Source organism: Methanofollis sp. W23, assembly GCF_017875325.1.
In the GTDB taxonomy this organism is placed as follows: domain Archaea; phylum Halobacteriota; class Methanomicrobia; order Methanomicrobiales; family Methanofollaceae; genus Methanofollis.
This window is the reverse complement of sequence record NZ_JAGGMN010000001.1, coordinates 1391819-1410390: the sequence shown is the minus strand read 5'-3', so window position 1 is coordinate 1410390 and position 18572 is coordinate 1391819. Positions and strand designations below refer to the sequence as shown.

The following is an 18572-nucleotide window of genomic DNA, read 5'->3' as shown; positions in this document are numbered from 1 at the left end:
CCCCCTGACCAAAGAGGAGTGAAGGTGATGGTGATGAATGCATGGGTGCGCTCCAACAGAGGTGAAGATCTTCCCCCCATGTCTGGCGCTCTCTTCTGGGGGGAAGGGCGGAAGAGTGTTGGGATGCCCTCAGGGTAACCCCTCACTCCCCCCACATCAGGAGAGGGGGGGTCGGCACTTTCTCCTTCATGCCTTGGAGTGTGCCTCCCTTCCTGAAACTTTGAACGCTCTCTTCCACCGGGGGGCTGGCCGCCCCCCGGACCCCCCGCCGATGAAGATTGGCGGGGGGTCACATCCCGTCTTCACGATCATCGCTCTGCCTTCCCGTCCCAATTGCAATCCCGGGGGTCCGGGGGCGCAGTCCCCCGGTGCGGTGGTGTGGGAAGGGATGAATGCATGGGTGCGCAACAAAAAGAGGAGGATATTTTCTCCACATCCATTGCTATCTTCTGAGAGGGGGAGGACTGAAGAGTTTCGGGATGACCTCAAATATAAATTCTTGAAAATCCCTGCGCAAACAGACCTGATCTCTCCGGGATGGATCCGGGTCTCATCGCCGCTTTTTCGTGCCATAATTCATGCACGAAAGAACATCTATTTTCATGGGATGGAATGGTTTTTGTTCAGTGAGAACCGATAACACATGGGTGCAATGGGTCTAAAGGAATGGATCGTGCCGCAGGACAAGGTTTTTTTTGACTTGTTCGAAAAGCAGGCAGATACGGTGAACGAGGGCGGAAAGCTCCTCCATGCCCTCGTCAATGATTATGTGGATGTCAAAAATAAGTGCCATATGATCAAGGAGATCGAACACCGGGGCGACGAGATCGCCCATCAGGTCTACGAACAACTCAACCTCACCTTTATCACTCCTCTCGAACCTGAGGAGATTTCCAGGCTTGCCACCGCGCTCGACGATGTGCTTGATTACATCGACGGCACGAGTCAGCAGATGTATGGGTATGGAGTCACTGAGACCGATGAGTTGATGAAAGAACTTGCACGGCTCATCTACCTCTCCACCCAGGAGATCCAGGTCGCCGTGAGGCTGATCAGGACAATGGACGATCCAAGGGCCATTGAAAAACACTGCATCGAGATCAACCGGCTTGAAAACCTTGCCGACGCGGTCCTTGCAGACGCTATCAAGAACCTCTTCTCCACCAACGACGCGATCACGATCATCAAACTCAAGGACATCTACGAGAACCTTGAGGAAGCCACCGACAGATGTGAAGACGTGGCCAATGTCCTCTCGGACATCGCGATCAGGCATTCGTGAGGAGCATGGATATCGTCATCATCCTCGGCATCATCCTGGCGCTTCTCTTCAACTTTGTCAACGGACTCAATGATGCCGCAAACTCGATCGCAACGGTCGTGGCCACCAAGGTGCTCTCTCCTTTCAAGGCGGTCCTCCTTGCGTCGTTCTTCAACCTGGTCGGACCCCTGCTCTTCACGACCGCGATCGCCGAGACGATCGGGCGCGGGATCGTCGACCCGATCCTGCTCAGTCCCCAGATCATCCTGATGGCCATGGTCGGCGCGGTGGTGTGGGTCTTTTTCTGTTCGTATTTCGGTATCCCGGTGTCAAGTAGCCACGCTCTGATCGGCGGACTCCTCGGGGCCGCCTCTGCATGCTGTGGGATCAGCGCGATCCTCTGGCCTTCAGAGATGCTTGTCATCCTCCTCCTTGTGATGCTTGTCATCGGTGCGATCGGCGGAATGGGGGTGGCGGTGTATCTCGCGCGCCACTTCGACGAAGCCTGGGACCGGTACATCGGATTTGGCGCTCTTTCTGGTGTTGCCGTGCTCATCCCGATCATGGTGGCCACCGGGCTCCTCCCGGTCTCGGGGATCCTGGCCGTGGTGGTCTTCATGGTCGTTTCCCCGATGCTCGGGTTCATGGTCGCCTATCTCTTTGGGGTTCTGATCATCAGGAGGTTTGCACATTCAAGTTCGCCGATCCTCGGGCATGCCTTCAAAAAACTCCAGATCGTCGCGGCCGCCTTTCAGGCGGTCGGGCATGGGAGCAATGACGCCCAGAACGCCATGGGGATCATCACGGCGATGCTGGTGGCCGCCGGGTTCATGACCGAATTTTCAGTGCCCCTCTGGGTCATCCTTCTCTCATGCACGGCGATCTCGCTCGGCACCCTTCTTGGAGGCTGGCGGGTCGTGGATATGATGGCCAACAAGATCACCAAGATGCAGCCCTACCAGGGCTTCTGCGCCTCGGCCGCGGGGGGCACCGTTCTCTCAGTGGTGACCGCCTTTGGCGTGCCGGTCTCGACGACGCACGCGATGAGCGGGTCGATCATGGGTGTCGGGGCGACAAAAGGGTATTCTGCGGTAAAATAGGGAATTGTGCGGGACATCGTCGCCGCCTGGGTCATGACTGTCCCGGCCTCGGCGGCGGTGGCCTGGGGGTGCTACCTCGTCTGTGCCCCCTTCCTCCCCTGACTCTCTTCTCTGAAGTAGCGGCACCAGGGCGTGAGCATACATGCCTCGCACCTGGGCCTGCGGGCGATGCAGACCGCCCGGCCGTGCTGGACGAGGAGGGCGTTGATCTCGCCCCAGACTTCTTTGGGGAAGGTCGCGGTCAGGTCTCTTTCCACTTTTACAGGGTCTGTCTCGTCGGTGAGTCCGAGCAGTCCGCTGATCCGGCGCACATGGGTGTCGACGGCGATCCCTTCGTCGGTCCCGAAGGCGTTGGAGAGGACGATGTTTGCGGTCTTGCGCCCGACGCCGGGGAGGCGGGTCAGGTCTTCGAGGGTGCGGGGCACCTCCCCTGCATATTCATCCACGATCATCCTGGCGGTCCCGATGATATGTCGTGCCTTGACCTGGTAGAACCCGGTCGGGCGGATGATCTCGCCCACCTCGCCCGGGTCGGCGGCGGCAAGGGCCTGTGGGGTGGGGTATTTGGAGAAGAGGTGCGGGCCGACGGCGGCGACGGCGCGGTCGGTGGTCTGTGCCGAGAGGATGGTCAGCACCAGCACCCTGAATGGGTCGCCATAACTGATCCCTCCTTCGATGGCAGGAGGATATCGATCTCTGAGTGCCTGGTAGATCGCACAGGCGGTTTTTCTCTCCATCATAGTAGTGTTTTCTGGGCTCTGTAGAAACTCTTGCCTCTTCCCAATGCGGGCGCGACTCGCCCCTTGCCTCTTTTCTTCTCGCCGGGGCTCTTCGAAGATCAGAGATCTTGGTTTTGTAGAAACCTTCACCTATTCTTGGTGTGAGCGTACCCCCGCGCCACGTGACAGGGGGAAGGAGGAAGTGTCTCTTCACGAGGGTAATTGTTTTATCCTGCTCGTATTTTCTGTGGAGTGCGAGCATGAGAAGATCTCTCTGATCTTTGTGTGACATGTTCCCGCCACAGAGAACCCACCGAGGAGTTCTACAGTGCCAGAACCCGTGATCTTTGAGAGGTGATCAGAGGCGAAGATGAGACGACGAAAGACTTCGAGGGCGTCCCCGACACGAGAGACGAGGGGGATACGCGTCGGTCAAGATGGGGTTCATGACACGACAAGAAGAAGAATGGGGTAGGGCAGATTCGAACTGCCGTCAAAGCGTCCCAAACGCTCTAGGATGGACCAGGCTACCCTACTACCCCGCGTTTGACATATTCTATGCGTGCTCCAGCCTAAAATAATTATGGGAACGTGGCCTCACAGGGGGAAGGGGGTGCAGGCATCTTCGCTGACGATGGTGCCCGCGAACTCTCCCTCGCAGACCGCCGCCACCAGGTTTTCCGGGTTTCTGCCGTCGATGACTGCAAGGGGGATACCGCTACGCTCGACGACCTTGGCGGCCACGATGTCGATGACCATGTTGGACCCGGCATCCATGCGAGCGGTCGAGATGATCTTGAGGAGTTCGGCCGGGGTGAGGTGGTCGTAGCGGCGGGCGCCCTTCTCGACCTTCGGGTCGGCGCTGTAGATGGCATCGACCGAGGTGCCGTTGATGATCACATCGGCCCCGACCGTCTCGGCGAGCACGGCCGAGACCGCGTCGGTCGTCTGCCCTGGGGTGACGCCGCCCATCACCACGATCTTGCCGGACTCACCGTATTCCCGCGCCTGCCGGTACGAGGTGGCGACCGCAGGATAGGCGGCATCGCCGAGGGCGAGCATCAGAAGGGTAGCATTGATCCTGGTGACCATGATCCCGATCTCGTCTGAGGACGCCTCACTGATCCCAAGAGAGCGGGCGGCTTTGATATAGCGCCGTGCCTCGCCGCCGCCGCCGACCACCACAAAGACCTGCGCCCGGTCTGTCATCGTCGTCAGCGCCGCCACATACTCGGACACAGTGTGGGATTCGAGGGAAGGCACCAGTATCGAACCTCCCAGGGAGAGTACTATCTTCGCCATAATAGATCTAAGCTTATTCGTTTCTTCGGGCCTCTGATATATCTTGTTCGCGCGGCCCGCACCCCCATAATCTTCAATTACCTCACCGTGCATGATCGGCATATGCACGAGGCGCACCAGTATGCCAGGACTGAGGGGGACACAGTAAAATGTTCGCTCTGCGCTCACCGTTGTACGATCGCCGAAGGGAAGCACGGGATCTGCGGGGTGCGCATCAACCAGGGGGGTACCCTCTATGCGGCGAACTTTGGCAAGGTTGCGGCAGAAGCGGTCGACCCGATCGAGAAAAAACCGCTCTTCCACTTTCTTCCAGGCACCCTCTCCTATTCGCTCGGCGGCGTGGGGTGCAATTTCAGGTGCCGGCACTGCCAGAACTGGGAGATCTCGCAGGCCTCCCTGGACGCCATGCCCCTGAGGGAGATCAGCCCTGAACAGGGGGTCGAGCGGGCGCGGACCTCAGGGGCGGCAAGCATCTCCTGGACCTACAATGAGCCGACGATCTGGCACGAATATGCCATGGAGATGGGGGCGCGGGCGCGCGCACAGGGGCTCGGCACTGTCTATGTCACCAACGGGTATGCGACCGAGGAGGCGCTCGACGAACTTGCGCCCATGCTCAACGCCTTCAGGGTGGACATCAAGGCCTTCTCAGACGACTTCTACCGGAAGGTCTGCCGGGCCAGGCTCCAGCCGGTGCTCGACGCCGCTCTCGCCGCCCATGAGCGCGGGATGCACATCGAGACGGTCACCCTGGTGATCCCGGGGCTGAACGATTCTCTTGAGGAGATGCAGGCGTTGATCACCTGGGTGCTCGAAAACCTCGGACCCGACACCCCGATGCACTTCACCCGTTTCCATCCAGATTACCAGATGACCGACCGCGACCCGACGCCCCTGCCATTGCTGGAGAAGATCTACAGGCTGGCCAGAGACCTTGGGGTGCGCTATCCCTACCTCGGGAATGTGCCGCCAGGGCCGTACGAGAATACCTACTGCCCCTCATGCGGGGCCCTGCTCATCGAACGCTACGGGTTCATGAGCAGGGTGGTCGGGCTCTCTGAAGACCGGTGTATAAAGTGCGGGGAGCGGATCGCGGTTGTCAGGTCGGTCTGAAGAGAGGGCAAAATTCCTTGCGGACCGGATGCTCGGCACCCTGACCAGGCGGCTGCGGCTGATGGGGTACGACACGCTCAGCGCCAATTCGCTCTTCCCAGGGAGCAGGCGCGAGGACACAGTGCTCCTTGAGATCGCAAGGACCCAGGGACGCATCCTCCTCACCCGGGACGCCGAACTTGCAAGGCGTGCAGGTGAACAGGGGGTTCTGGTCAGGTCAGAGCAGGTCGACGAGCAGGTGGCGCACCTCTTGGGCCTGGGACTGGTCAGCCTGCACCTCTCCTTTGACCGGTGCTCGCTCTGCAACACCCCCCTCAGGCCGGCGCGCCGCCGCGAGATCGAGGGGGCCGCATATGCGCCAGAGGCCAGAGAGGGACTCTCGTTCTTCTGGTGTCCGGTCTGTCACCGCCTCTACTGGATGGGCTCGCATACCAGGCGGATGCGGGAAGAGATGGAAAAAGCAGGGGACGAATAGCCCCCTCATGTCCTGGGCCTTGCAGCCCAGGTGTCGTACTCGTGCCTCCAGGTCTCTTTGTTCGCCTCGACAAGGGCACGCATATGTGCTTCCATCTCCTGGTGGAAGGTCTCCTGGTCCGGGTACTTCCGGCGTTCACCGATTGCGGCCACAAGATCGGTGCCGAGCCGGTGGGCCCGCTCCCCGCCGGCAGAGAGGGCGTCCGATTCAGTCCCGAGGTCGACCCCGACCGCCCCGATGGTGGTGGCTCCAAGGACGCGGAGGGTCTGGTTCAGGTATGCGGCCACGTCCTCGGCCCCTGACCCCCCGGCGGTCGAGACTGCACACCCGTACTTCCCGACAAACCGCTGGCAGTGGATCGCATCGGCCATCCGGTCGAGAAGGAGTTTGAGCTGGGCCGAGACATTGTTGATGTAGTTGGGTGAGCCGAGGACGATCCCGTCGGCGTCGAGCATCTTTTCGTAGACCTTGAGGAAGTCATCCATCTTTGGGCACTCACCGGTCTGGTAGCAGAGGGTGCAGCCCACACAGGGCCTGATCGTGTAGGCCGCGATATCGATATACTCGGTCTCTGCCCCGGCCGTGGCGGCCCCGCCCAGGACGCCCTCGACGAGGCGTCGAGTCCTGCTCGCCGGGCCTCGTGGGCTCCCGTTGATGCCAAGAATTCTCATGGAGATCATCTCTGATCTCTGTGCGGGCCGTCTTGATACTTTCCTTCGGTATTGTTTTATCCTGTGGTTCCTTTGCCCCCGACTCCTGCGTTTCTGATCAGGGCCTGTCGGGGTGGGGGGGTACAGGAAGGTATACCTCTCCTGACTGGTATATCCGGACATTGATAAGTGTAAGAAATTATTTGCTTTAATTATTTAATTGGAGTTATTTTCTATAGTTATTTTGATAATGGTTGGATAATATATGGAATTGGGCGTGCCCGGGCCATATTGTGGCTCAGTTATATTTTGATGATAATTTGGTGCACAACAATACAAAAGACCAATAATAATCCACTTTAATGTAAAATATCATGTTAAACTATTAAAAAAGATTAGGAAATTTTATATGAGCATCGCTGGATAGATATATAGTCCCAGATAGGGGCTTGCAGTAGTGACGCTCAGGAATTTCATACCATTTACCGGGTGGAATTCTTGAAGAACATACCTTCCTACACAAAGGGTAAAAGGATGTACTGATATGGCAGCATATTCAGAAACCATCGATCTCTATTCAGATGACGGTAAACTGCTGAAAAGCGGAGTTACCCTCGACAAGGTCAGCCCGTTGGTGAACCCTGCGACCAGCAAGATCATCGACCTGACCAAGCGTACAATCAATGTCAATCTCGCTGGCATTGAGAACAGCCTCAAGGCCGCAAAGCTCGGCGGAGGTAAGATCAGGGGGCGTGAACTCGACCTCCCGATCATGGAGAACAAGGACAACATCGTTGCCAGGATCAAGGAGATGGTCCAGGTCGAGGAGGGTGACGACACCGAGATCCTCGAATTCAACAACGGCCAGCTCCTCCTTGTCCAGGTGCCGAAAAAGCGCCTCGACAATGCAGCCACTTACGACGCTGCACTTACGGCAGTCGCCTCGGCGACCACCTACTCGATCGTCGAAGAGTTCGACATCGACATGTTCAACGCGTCCACCGTCAAGGCGGCCTGCTGGGGTGCATACCCACAGACCATGGACGTCAAGGGCAGCAACGTCACTTCCATCCTCAACATCCCCCAGAACAACGAAGGCCTCGGCTTCGCTCTGAGGAACATCCCGGTCAACCACTATGTCATGATGACCGGCAGGAACTCCCTCCAGGGTGCCGCTCTTGCGTCCACCCTCGAGACCGCTGGTGAGTTCGAGATGGGCGAGGCAATCGGTCCCTTCGAACGCAACCAGCTCCTTAACTACGCCTTCCAGGGCCTCAACGCCAACAACATGGTCTACGACCTGGTCAAGGCAAACGGCGAGAACGGCACCGTCGGTACGGTGGTCCAGTCCCTCGTCGAGCGTGCGATCGAGGACAAGGTCATCACTCCAGGCAAGAAGGGCGGGTACTTCCAGTTCTACAACACGAACGACCCGATGCTCTGGAACGCCTACGTCGCTGCCGGTTCCCTTGCCGCCACGGTTGTCAACTGTGGTGCTGGCCGGTTTGCACAGGCAGTCTCCTCGACCCTCCTGTACTTCAACGACCTCATCGAGCACGAGACTGGCCTGCCGTCCTGCGACTTCGGCCGCATGATGGGTACCGCCGTCGGTTTCTCCTTCTTCAGCCACTCTATCTACGGTGGCGGCGGTCCGGGTATCTTCAACGGCAACCACGTCGTGACCAGACACGCCAACGGCGTCGCGATTCCGTGCGCGGTTGCCGCCTGTGCTCTCGATGCAGGCACCCAGATGTTCTCACCTGAGGGCTCCTCAAAGGTCATGGGCGAGACCTACGGCCAGATCGACGTCTTCAACAAGCCGATCGACCAGATCGCCAAGGGCGTGGATCTGATTGCCTGATTCAGTCTTCCCCCAGTGCAGGATCGTCCCACTGCGGCTCCTCTCCCCTGCGACGACGGAGCGTCTCCTCAACCAGATTGCAGGGATCCCGGGGGTGCGCCGGGCTGTCATCAACGGCCCCTCCCTCCCGGTCACTATTCCCTATGGTCCAGCACGAGGAGCAGCAAATCCCAATACCAACAGACAGACGATCCAGGTCCGCGGCACCGAATTTGAGATGCGGGTCCAGACCGGTATGGTCACCCTCGAGGTCAGAGACGACACAGTCATCGAGGCCGTACGGAACGCCTGTGACGAGATCTTCACGGCCTTCCCATATACCCTCCAGACCGGACGCCAGTTCATGAAGAGCCAGGCATCCCTGGTGGACTACACCAAGTACGGTCCCAACGCCGACGAGTTCATCATCGGACTCACCGACCCGAGACGACATGACAGCCCTGTCATCATCCCGGCCGCGGCATGCAACGACAATGGGGGAGGACTGTCTGATCAGACGCAGACAGAACATACTTCAAATTATTCCAATTGAGGTTACAAAATGGCATACAAACCACAGTATGGTCCGGGAACTTCGATTGTTGCCCAGAATAGGCGCAACCAGATGAACCCCGGCTATGAACTCCAGAAACTCCGTTCAGTAACTGATGAGGACGTCGTCCTTATCCTTGGACACCGTGCCCCTGGTGCGGCCTACCCGACGGCTCACCCGCCTCTGGCCGAGCAGCAGGAGCCCGAAGACCCGATGCGCAAGATCGTCAAGCCGACCGACGGTGCGAAGGCCGGCGATCGTGTCAGGTACGTCCAGTTTGCAGACTCCATGTTCAACGCGCCCTCGCAGCCGTACCAGAGGACATACAGTGAGTGCTACCGCTTCCGCGCCATCGACCCGGGTACCCTCTCTGGCCGTCAGATCGTCGAGTGCCGCGAGCGTGACCTTGACCAGTACGCCAAGTTCCTCATCGAGACCGAGATGTTCGACCCGGCCACCGTGGGCATCCGCGGTGCGACCGTGCACGGTCACTCTCTCCGTCTTGCAGAGGACGGCATGATGTTCGACGCCCTCCAGCGCTGTGTCCTCGGCGACGACGGTGTCGTCAAGTACGTCAAGGACCAGGTCGGTGTCCCCCTCGACCGCCCGGTCGAAGTCGGTAAGCCGATGGACGAGAAGTGGCTCAAGGAGCACACCACCATGTTCCACTCCCTCGCCGGGACCGGGTTCCGCGAGGACCAGGAATACATCGAATACATCCAGCGCATCCACACGCTGAGGACCAAGTACGGCTTCATGCCCAAGGAGGAGTGATTGCAATGGCAAAGATCGAGAGAGCCCAGAAACTGTTCCTCAAGTCACTGAAAGAGAAGTTCCAGGGACAGGACGTCCAGTCTGAGAAGACTGAGTTCTACAACTTTGACGGTGTCCGTCAGTCCCCGAGAAAGCGCGAGTTCATGGAAGCCACCAAGGCCATCGAGGCCAAGCGTGGTATCTCCATGTACGACCCTGAGCGCTGCCACCTTGGCGGTATCCCGATGGGTCAGCGCCAGCTGATGACCTACGAGGTCTCCGGCACCGGCACCTTCGTCGAGGGCGACGACCTGCACTTCGTCAACAACTCTGCGATGCAGCAGTTCTGGGACGACATCCGCAGGACCGTTATCGTCGGCATGGACATGGCCCACGCCACCCTCCAGAAGAGGCTCGGCAAGGAGGTCACTCCTGAGACGATCAACGAGTACCTCCACACTCTCAACCACGCCATGCCGGGCGCAGCCGTGGTTCAGGAACACATGGTCGAGACCCACCCGGGGCTTGTCGACGACTGCTACGTCAAGGTCTTCACCGGTGACGACGATCTCGCCGACGACATCGAACCCCAGTTCCTCCTCAACATCGAGAAGCTCTTCCCGGCCAAGCAGGCCGAGGAGCTGAAGGCCGAGGTCGGCAACTCGATGTACCAGGCAATCCACATCCCGACCATCGTCTCCAGGACGTGCGACGGCGGTACCACCTCCAGGTGGTCTGCGATGCAGATCGGGATGTCCTTCATCGCCGCGTACCGCATGTGCGCCGGTGAAGCGGCAGTCGCTGACCTGTCCTTCGCTGCAAAGCACGCCGGTGTCGTCCAGATGGGTACCATCCTCCCGGCCCGTCGTGCCCGTGGTCCGAACGAGCCAGGCGGTATCAAGTTCGGTCTCTTCTCCGATATCGTCCAGGCGAACCGGAAGTACCCGAACGACCCCGCAAAGGCGGCCCTCGAGGTCGTCGGTGCAGGCACCATGCTCTTCGACCAGATCTGGCTTGGTTCCTACATGTCTGGCGGTGTCGGGTTCACCCAGTACGCCACTGCGGCGTACACCGACAACATCCTTGATGAGTTCACCTACTACGGTATGGACTACCTCAAGGACAAGTACGGCTTCGACTACACCCAGCCTGGCCAGAACATGCTCAAGCCGACCCAGGACGTCGTCAACGACCTCGCCACCGAGGTCTCCCTCAACGCCATGGAGCAGTACGAGCAGTTCCCGACCATGATGGAAGACCACTTCGGTGGGTCCCAGCGTGCTGGTGTCATGGCCGCCGCCTGTGGTCTGACCTGCTCGATCAGTACCGGGAACTCCAACGCCGGTCTCAACGGCTGGTACCTCTCCATGCTCCTGCACAAGGACGCCTGGTCGAGGCTCGGGTTCTTCGGCTACGACCTGCAGGACCAGTGCGGTTCAGCCAACTCCCTCTCCATGGAGCCTGACCGCGGTCTGATGGGCGAACTTCGTGGCCCGAACTACCCGAACTACGCGATGAACGTCGGTCACCAGGGCGAGTACGCCGCCATCGTCGGCGGTGCTCACTATGGCCGTGGCGACGCCTATTGCTACGCTCCACTGGTCAAGATCACCTTCGCCGACCCGTCCCTCCAGTTCGACTTCGCCGAACCGAGGAAGGAGTTCGCAAAGGGTGCGATCCGCGAGTTCGAGCCTGCAGGCGAGCGCTCGCTCATCATCTCAGCCAAGAACTGAGATCCCACGACTTCTTTTTTTTCTGCACGTTCCCTCAAACGTTTGAAAGAGATGTCGTGATCTTTGAGCCACTCTTCCAGATTTCACGCGTGTATGCGCCACATCGCGCGGGCGTATCTGGGCTGTGACTTATCCATAGACAATTTAATACACACCTTGGGGGCGCAGTGGTGCGCCCCTTCACCTTGGTGGTGCGAGGGGTGTGTGTCCGGTCTTTTCTTCTGAAGGGTTTTGAGACGCGCCTTTGTAGAATTCACACTGTGTAGAAGCCCTCACTTTTCTTGGTTCGAGTATGATTCCCCCGCTTTCCCCCATGTTCACACCGGGGATTCTGCCCTCGGACCCCTGGGACGAAGATTGGGCCGGGAAAGCACAATCAACGATCATGGAGAGGATTATGCTGTCTGCCATCTCTCTTCACGCAGGTGGTCCGGGGGACGGCCAGTCCCCTACCGAAGAGAACCATCAAGATGGTTCTACAGAGCCAAAGAATAGTTCCTTGCTTTCTCCTGCCGGGGGGCGCTGCCTCCGGACCCCCCCACGACAAAGATAAAGGAGGGGCGGCATCAACCTCTTGAACGAGATTGTGCTTCAGAATCTTCATCCGCCCACTTTTCAGAGCCAGAGTAGTTTTGGGATGATCTCTCAGAATTGGTGAGGAATCTACAAGGCCTATCGTCTCTCCCTATCATCGAATCAGTATGAGGGAGAAGATCCCCACCAGATCAGATGAATATGATTTGCGTATTTGCACCTCATGTGCACCGAAATTACACTGAAAAAATGCAAAGAACAAGGACTGAGAAACAGGCTCAGAGTACCTTATCTAAAGAGAGGAGAGAGATCTCTCTCTCCTCTTGTACTATATTGCACTCGAACTGAGACACACCCACTACCCCAGGTTGGTCAGGCTACAGGTGTGGGTGTGTGTGTGATCCGGGCACGAGTGCACATGAGAATACGGTCCGGATTTAAATCCAGGGATGAAGAGAAAGAGTTCAAAATGCCTTCAGTTCGGTGACATTCTTGAAGTGCAAACCCAGTGCAATCCGGTGCATATGTGCAACCATGATGACGATGCACCCCCTCACCAGCAGAGTATAGGTCTTCTGCGCACGGATATGAAATAAATATTATTCTTATATGATATATCATTTACGTGTGAACATGTTCTCTTCGTCTCGAAAAAAGAGGGGGAGGGGAAGATCCTCTGACTCAAGGAGTGGCGTGGGGACTGGGGGTGCTGATTGCTCATCTGATGTCCCTTCCAGAGGGAATAGTATAGATCCACGCCATTTTCAGAGGCCCATGATATTTTCATCCCATATCGATTGATCGAGGACGGCAGCACCTTCCTCATGGTCATCTTCTGCCTTCCTGGCTTCATCGTGGTCTCAGGGGTCCGGGGGCAGAGCCCCCGGCCAAAGATGTAGGACGGCGGTTGAATCGCGCTCGCCCGAGAATAGGTGAGGGTTTCTACAGGGGTTCTGTCTTGAAAAAGAGTGACCAAGCGACGAAAAATGTTCATCCCAGATGCGTGAGGCATGCCCTTGCTTCATTTAGGATTCTACAAAACCAGGGGAACCTTATTTCTCTGCTCTCGTCGACAGGCCGTATGATGCTTTATGATTCCTCGTTTTTTCTCTCTATGGGAAGGCACTGCCTTTGAGGACTGGTCTCTGTTTCGTCCTTCAGTCGCGAGATCTTCGCTCCGCGCACCCCTTCAGACCAGGAGGATCAATGCCTCCGCGTGACTCCCCCCGCATCCTCGGCGTCGGGGGCAGTCCGCGCCGCGGCGGGAACACCGACCTCCTCCTCGACCGGATTCTCGAAGGGGCGGCGTCGGCAGGTGCGGAGGTGGAGAGCGTGCACCTCCGCGACTATACCATCGAGGCCTGCACCGGGTGCGAACGCTGCCGGAAAGACCTGACCTGCACCAGGTTCTTTGACGGCATGCACCTGCTCTATCCAAAACTGGAGGGTGCACAGGGCCTGGTGATCGGGTCGCCGACCTACAACTACAATGTCACCAGCATGACCAAGTCATTCATCGACCGCCTCTACCCCTACTACACCTTCACCGGTGAGCGGCCTGGCGGTGGATATTCGAGTCGCCTTGCGGGCGCCGGGCGTGCGGCACTGGTCTTTTCGGTCTGTGAGCAGACGGATATCAGTGAGATGGGGTTCACTCTTGAAGCGCTCTCGATGCCGCTCGAGGCGCTGGGGTATGAGGTGGCCGAACGGTTCCCGGTCACCGGGATCTTTGAGCGCGGGGCGGTGAGACGGCACGAGGAGATCATGGATGCGGCATATGAGGCCGGGCGGCGGTTTGCTCGCCAGATTATGGCCCGGTGATCGGTGGTCTCTTGTCTTGATTATTTCGGCTCTGTAAAATTCGGCATGAGGCGGGATCACGCCTCACGCATACTGGATGAACATACCTTGTGGCGTGATCTCCCCTACGAAGACAGGAGAATCTTTTGGGACTGTGTTCAATGCGTCGCCTCTGTCTCTCCTCTTCATGGGGGATCGGAACTCCCTGAAGAGGGATTGCCGTCCACGACCTAACCTGGCGTGGGGGTGGTTGGCGGTGCGGTCAACCCCCTGCCAAAGATAACTGTCCCGAAGGTTTCTACAGACCCCTATCCTCTGCATATTGGTCTCACTGAGATCTCGTGAGTTCAAATCGTCATGTAAATCGAGAAGATCGAGATTTGGGATCATGTTCCTCGTGAACATCCCCCGAACTGAAGTGCTTCCTTCCAGAAATGCTACCCTCACTCCTCCACCTGGTGGCTCGGCCGCCCCCCGGACCCTCCGGTGATGAAGATTGGCGGAGGATTACGTCCTGTATTCACGATCCTCGCTTTCCCTCCCCGCTCCATTCGCCATCACTGGGGTCCGGGGGTAGCGCCCCCGGCACCGGGATCTGGGAAAGCGACGAATGCAGGGATCTCTTCATTATCATCTCTCACTATCATCGGTGAGAAGGAGGGGTGGGGAGTGTTGGGATGACCTCATAGTAACTCCTCTGGATGGGACGCTCGGGCGGAGGGGCGTACCGCGACACGAGAGGTCGAGGACGGCAACACCCCTCTTATGGTCTAACTCTGGAGGGAAAGCGGGGGTCCACTCACTCCAGAAAACTCGGATAATTTTCATCCCATGTGCGTGAACCCCGTGTTCCGACCTGATTCTACATCGGTCTCGTGGTATTTTTTGGAATCATCTCAGAACCGAATATCTTTCGAGTGAGGTTCATTGCTTCCTTATCCTACACTTTTACTATGTAGGGAGGCTCCTCCTTACACGATTAGATACAGAAAAGAGGTGAACGGTTGACAGAGACGAAAGAACTTGTGGATCACATGAAAGCAGAACTCGAACATGTGCATGACGACGTCGAGCACGTGGGAAGAGACATCGAAGAACTCAACGCGCACATCAAGAACCTCGACGACCATCTTCACCATCTCCTTGACGAGACCGAGGAGGGGACTATCGAGTAACCTCCACTTCATCACGTGTCCCGGTCCAGTGGGTCAGGATTAGTTCCCATGATACAGGCCGTGTGTATGAGAACGGTCCCCCTCCATGGGGTGTCGAACAAAGTATCTCTCTGCTTGAAACAGGAGAAATCAAGAATATACCCTCCAGAGTGCCAGGATATCTCATCCTGTTTCAATGCATTTTCAATTCTTCGATCCTGTAGACATTCATACAGATCTGTCAGGATGACGTCTCTGATCGCGCACTTCTCTTCATTGCTCGTGCGAGTGGCATGCCCCTCCCTTGAGAGCGTCTTCAAATGGGTTCTGCCCTTCCGCTCGTCTCCTTGATGAGCACGAAGATCGGAAAAATGGGTTTTGTAGAAATCCTAGGCATGTATCTTTGGCAGGGGGCTTGGCCGCCCCCAGGTCCCCCCGCGCGATTCGAGAGGCGGTGGACGTACGCTCTTCATGGCGATTGAGTGTGCCTTCTCGGCCCCATCGTGGTCCAGGGGGTTCGGGCGGCATGATGCTCGACTTCGATCACTTCTCGTTCGTAAAAGGATGAGGGTCAAGAATTGATCAAATTTGAGATGATATTTTCATCGAGCAGTGTTTCGAGACGGGGAGGGGTTCTTTTCCTCTCGACGGGCATCTTGAAGATATGGCTTCATCACCGCCCTCTGCATCAAGATAAGGCGGGGTACTGCAACTCCCCTCGTCATGTCCATTGGTTTTCCTTCCCCTTCCAATCTTGATCCCTGGCGTTTGGGGGGCACTCGCCCCGGCACGAGACGATGGGGAGGTGGGTGACACACATTCTTTCCACACCAGGAGCACATCCCAAAACTCTCTATGGTTGAAGATCTCCTCGAACTGAAGTGCTTCCTTCCAGAAATTCTAAACTCTCTCCTCGACCGGGGGGCGTGCCGCCCCCAGGTCCCCTCGCGCGATTCGAGAGGCGGTGGACGGCATTACATCCTTCATGGCGATTGAGTGTGCCTTCCCGGCCCCATCGTGGTCCTGGGGTTCGGGGGGAGCCGCGCCCCCGGCCAAAGAGATGGAAAGGCGATGAATGCACGGGTGCGCGATGAAAAAGGTGGGATCTCTTCATTGCCATCCATCGCGCTTCATCGGTGAGGAGGAGGGCTGGAGAGTTTTGGGATGACCTCTAGGTGAAGAGTTTCTACAGAGCCAAAAAAAAGGGTATGAACCCTCTGCGGGTTCACCCTGCTACCGCAGGAGTCTCTTCTTCGATTTCAGCAGGCACCTCTTCTTCTCTCACCAGGAACGAGAGCCCCAGTGCCAGCACCGCGAGCGCCGCCCCGGCCCAGAAGGCCATATCGAACCCGGCCGAGAGGACCGCGAGTTTCTGGTCGATGGTGACCGAGGCAAGCGACTCGGTGGTCACCTCGGCATGCGAGACGATCGAGAGGACGGCCTGGATGAGGACCAGTTCAAAGAGGACAATCCCCAGGGACTGGCCCCCATAGCGCTCGGTGTTGAGGAGGCTTGAGACCATCCCCCGCTTCTCGGGCCTGACCGTGTTCATCACCATGGTGTTGTTCGGGGCGACATAGAGCCCGATCGCAAACCCCAGGAGCCCGAGTGCTCCCGCGACCATGATCACCGGGCTGTCAGGGTGGAGCCCGGCAAGGATGACAAAACTGAGGGCCGCCAGGGTCGCGCCGGCCAGGGTGAGCCTTCGACCGCCGACCCGGTTGAAGAGCGAGCCAGCCACCGGTCCGCCGATCATCATGGCAAACGAGAAGGCGGTCATCACCATCCCGGCCGAGAAGGTTTCGAGCCCCTTGACATATTCGAGGAAGAAGGGGAGGAGGAAGGCCGACCCGGCAAAGGCGATCATGATCAGGGTGACCGCCAGGTTTGCATACAGGAAGTTCCGGTTGGTGAAGAGACTGAGGTCGAGGAGTGGGTCTTCGGCACGCCGTTCATGGTATATGAAGAGGCCGGCACAGGTCAGGGCGACGGCGCCGGCCAGCAGGATCAGCGGCGAGGTGAACCCCATCGCGGTCCCCATGTTGAGGGCGAAGACGCCGGTCATCATACCGGCAAAGAGGAGGGCGGCGCCAGGTGCGTCAAACCCTGCCGACCGTCCTGAGCCAGGTTGATGATTGGGGATGACCCGCGCCCCCAGGGCCACGGCCGCGATCCCGACCGGGACATTGATGAAGAAGATCCAGTGCCAGCTGAGAAACTCAGTGAGAAGCCCGCCGAGGAACGGCCCGGCCGCTGCGCCAAGCGAGGCGAAGGTGACCACCAGCCCCATGCTCCGCCCCCGCTCTTCGGCCGGGATGAAGACGCTGACCATCGCCGGAGCGATGGCGGCGATCATCGCCCCGCCGATCGCCTGGACGACCCTGGCGCCGAGGAGCGACGCAAAGGAGTTGAGGGCGCCCGGGAGGAAGCCGCAGAGAAACGACCCAAGGGTGAAGATGACAAATCCCAGGAGAAAGATCTTTTTCAGACCTTTGATGTCGGCGAGTTTCCCGCAGATCAGGAGACTGCTCGTCACCACCAGGAGATAGATCGTCGAGACCCATGAGACGAGCCCGGTCGAGATGTCAAACCCTTCCGAGATCGTTGGGAGGGCGATGTTCACGATGCTGCCGTCGAGGGCGGACATGAAGGCCGCGAGGGCGATGGCGGAGATGAGGAGCAAGGTCTGCGTACCCTGTGTCGAAGGCTGACTTGGTTTCACAGAGTACGGTACCCTTTCGGAGAAATAAATCTGTTTATATCTACTTTTGGGTCGGGAATTTCGGGATATTTCCTGAAATGGTGAAAATAGAACTCTGTAGGAGCCCCTCTGGGAGGTTCTGGTGCTCTCTTCGTTTGCACCTTGAAGACCGACACGAGATCGATTCGGGAGAAATCCTTTTGAAGACTTGCTGGGGCGAGGGGCGTGCCGCTCTCCCGGCTCTCCTCGCGCGACGAGAGGTCAAAGACGACAGCACCCCCTCATGGTTCTCGATCTGGCCTTCCTGGTTTCATCGTCGTCCCCGGGGTCAGGGGGGCACTCGCCCCAGGTGAGAAGAGAGTGGAAGGCGAGTGAGACGCGCTCACACCGGACACTGATGAGGATTTCTCCAGAACCGAAAAAAAGGATGTTCTGATCTCAGAGAGAACCCGTGTTGCAGCCGGGCACTCCTCCTCTTCACCCCCCGACCTCGATGATCTCCACCGGGCACCCGTCGGCGGCGTCGCCCGCACAGTCCTCTATTTCATCCGGGATCTCGCCGGTATCAGGGCCGTCTGTCTGGTACTCCTCCCTGATCTGGACGCGTCCGTCTGGGCTCTCTTCAAAGATCTCCGGGCAGGTCTCCCAGCAGAGTGCACAGCTCGTGCACTCCTCCCTCTCGATCGTGACCAGCACCATGGAGGGGCCAGTGGTCGCACTCTCATATAGACCTATCGCAGCACCCCAGATCTGGTCGGCGAGGTGGGGGGACGAGGGGCGATCTTTGGGGCTCCGTGAGAGGGGAAGTCGTAGGCTCATGGAACGAAGGTCCGTCTCAGTCGTGCGAGCATATCGCGGATTGGGGAGTCGGATCTTCAGCGGAC

General features: G+C 58.2%; 15 protein-coding genes and 1 tRNA gene. 10 read left to right on the top strand and 6 right to left on the bottom strand.

Annotated features, from left to right (window positions below; translation table 11 throughout):
* Positions 1 to 652 precede the first annotated feature (652 nt).
* On the top strand, positions 653 to 1282 hold the full coding sequence (locus J2129_RS05915; RefSeq protein ID WP_209629990.1) for a DUF47 family protein: 630 nt from the start codon (positions 653 to 655) through the stop codon (positions 1280 to 1282).
* 5 nt (positions 1283 to 1287) lie between these two features.
* Positions 1288 to 2361, top strand: coding sequence for an inorganic phosphate transporter (locus J2129_RS05910; RefSeq protein WP_348632297.1), 1074 nt, complete (start codon positions 1288 to 1290; stop codon positions 2359 to 2361).
* A gap of 71 nt (positions 2362 to 2432) precedes the next feature.
* Here the strand turns inward: J2129_RS05910 and nth are convergent, their stop codons facing one another.
* The 3 genes from nth to pyrH all read right to left on the bottom strand — a co-directional run bounded on the left by nth (position 2433) and on the right by pyrH (position 4382).
* Positions 2433 to 3101: an endonuclease III gene (gene nth, locus J2129_RS05905; protein ID WP_348632296.1), complete on the bottom strand. Its 669-nt coding sequence runs from the start codon at positions 3099 to 3101 to the stop codon at positions 2433 to 2435.
* A 446-nt stretch (positions 3102 to 3547) separates the two neighbouring features.
* Positions 3548 to 3622, bottom strand: a tRNA-Pro gene (locus J2129_RS05900).
* 55 nt (positions 3623 to 3677) lie between these two features.
* The gene (gene pyrH, locus J2129_RS05895) at positions 3678 to 4382 is read right to left on the bottom strand and encodes a UMP kinase (RefSeq protein ID WP_209629989.1); all 705 of its coding nucleotides are present in this window, start codon (positions 4380 to 4382) and stop codon (positions 3678 to 3680) included.
* Between the two features lie 102 nt (positions 4383 to 4484).
* Between pyrH and amrS the strand changes: the two genes are divergently transcribed.
* The gene (amrS, locus tag J2129_RS05890; protein ID WP_209629988.1) at positions 4485 to 5495 is read left to right on the top strand and encodes an AmmeMemoRadiSam system radical SAM enzyme; all 1011 of its coding nucleotides are present in this window, start codon (positions 4485 to 4487) and stop codon (positions 5493 to 5495) included.
* Positions 5479 to 5970 (top strand): Mut7-C RNAse domain-containing protein, encoded by a 492-nt coding sequence (locus J2129_RS05885; protein ID WP_209629987.1) that lies wholly within the window; start codon positions 5479 to 5481, stop codon positions 5968 to 5970. The genes amrS and J2129_RS05885 overlap by 17 nt, the downstream gene beginning before the upstream one ends.
* 5 nt (positions 5971 to 5975) lie before the next feature.
* Here the strand turns inward: J2129_RS05885 and J2129_RS05880 are convergent, their stop codons facing one another.
* Positions 5976 to 6641 (bottom strand): flavodoxin family protein, encoded by a 666-nt coding sequence (locus J2129_RS05880; protein WP_209629986.1) that lies wholly within the window; start codon positions 6639 to 6641, stop codon positions 5976 to 5978.
* Between the two features lie 523 nt (positions 6642 to 7164).
* Between J2129_RS05880 and mcrB the strand changes: the two genes are divergently transcribed.
* The 6 genes from mcrB (at position 7165) to J2129_RS05850 (ending at position 15008) form a co-directional block, all read left to right on the top strand.
* Positions 7165 to 8481: a coenzyme-B sulfoethylthiotransferase subunit beta gene (mcrB, locus tag J2129_RS05875; RefSeq protein WP_209629985.1), complete on the top strand. Its 1317-nt coding sequence runs from the start codon at positions 7165 to 7167 to the stop codon at positions 8479 to 8481.
* A complete protein-coding gene (gene mcrD, locus J2129_RS05870) occupies positions 8474 to 9013 on the top strand; it encodes a methyl-coenzyme M reductase operon protein D (RefSeq protein ID WP_209629984.1) in 540 nt (179 codons plus the stop codon). The genes mcrB and mcrD overlap by 8 nt, the downstream gene beginning before the upstream one ends.
* A gap of 9 nt (positions 9014 to 9022) precedes the next feature.
* The gene (gene mcrG / locus J2129_RS05865) at positions 9023 to 9787 is read left to right on the top strand and encodes a coenzyme-B sulfoethylthiotransferase subunit gamma (protein WP_209629983.1); all 765 of its coding nucleotides are present in this window, start codon (positions 9023 to 9025) and stop codon (positions 9785 to 9787) included.
* 5 nt (positions 9788 to 9792) lie between these two features.
* The gene (gene mcrA, locus J2129_RS05860) at positions 9793 to 11499 is read left to right on the top strand and encodes a coenzyme-B sulfoethylthiotransferase subunit alpha (protein ID WP_209629982.1); all 1707 of its coding nucleotides are present in this window, start codon (positions 9793 to 9795) and stop codon (positions 11497 to 11499) included.
* Positions 11500 to 13239: 1740 nt separating this feature from the next.
* A complete protein-coding gene (locus J2129_RS05855) occupies positions 13240 to 13854 on the top strand; it encodes a flavodoxin family protein (protein ID WP_209629981.1) in 615 nt (204 codons plus the stop codon).
* Positions 13855 to 14837: 983 nt separating this feature from the next.
* Positions 14838 to 15008 (top strand): hypothetical protein, encoded by a 171-nt coding sequence (locus tag J2129_RS05850; RefSeq protein ID WP_209631367.1) that lies wholly within the window; start codon positions 14838 to 14840, stop codon positions 15006 to 15008.
* Positions 15009 to 16212: 1204 nt separating this feature from the next.
* Here the strand turns inward: J2129_RS05850 and J2129_RS05845 are convergent.
* A complete protein-coding gene (locus J2129_RS05845) occupies positions 16213 to 17670 on the bottom strand; it encodes a DHA2 family efflux MFS transporter permease subunit (protein WP_245320651.1) in 1458 nt (485 codons plus the stop codon).
* Between the two features lie 495 nt (positions 17671 to 18165).
* Positions 18166 to 18387 carry a ferredoxin gene (locus J2129_RS05840; protein WP_209629980.1) on the bottom strand — a complete coding sequence of 74 codons (222 nt, stop codon included), beginning with the start codon at positions 18385 to 18387 and terminating at the stop codon, positions 18166 to 18168.
* Positions 18388 to 18572 lie beyond the last annotated feature (185 nt).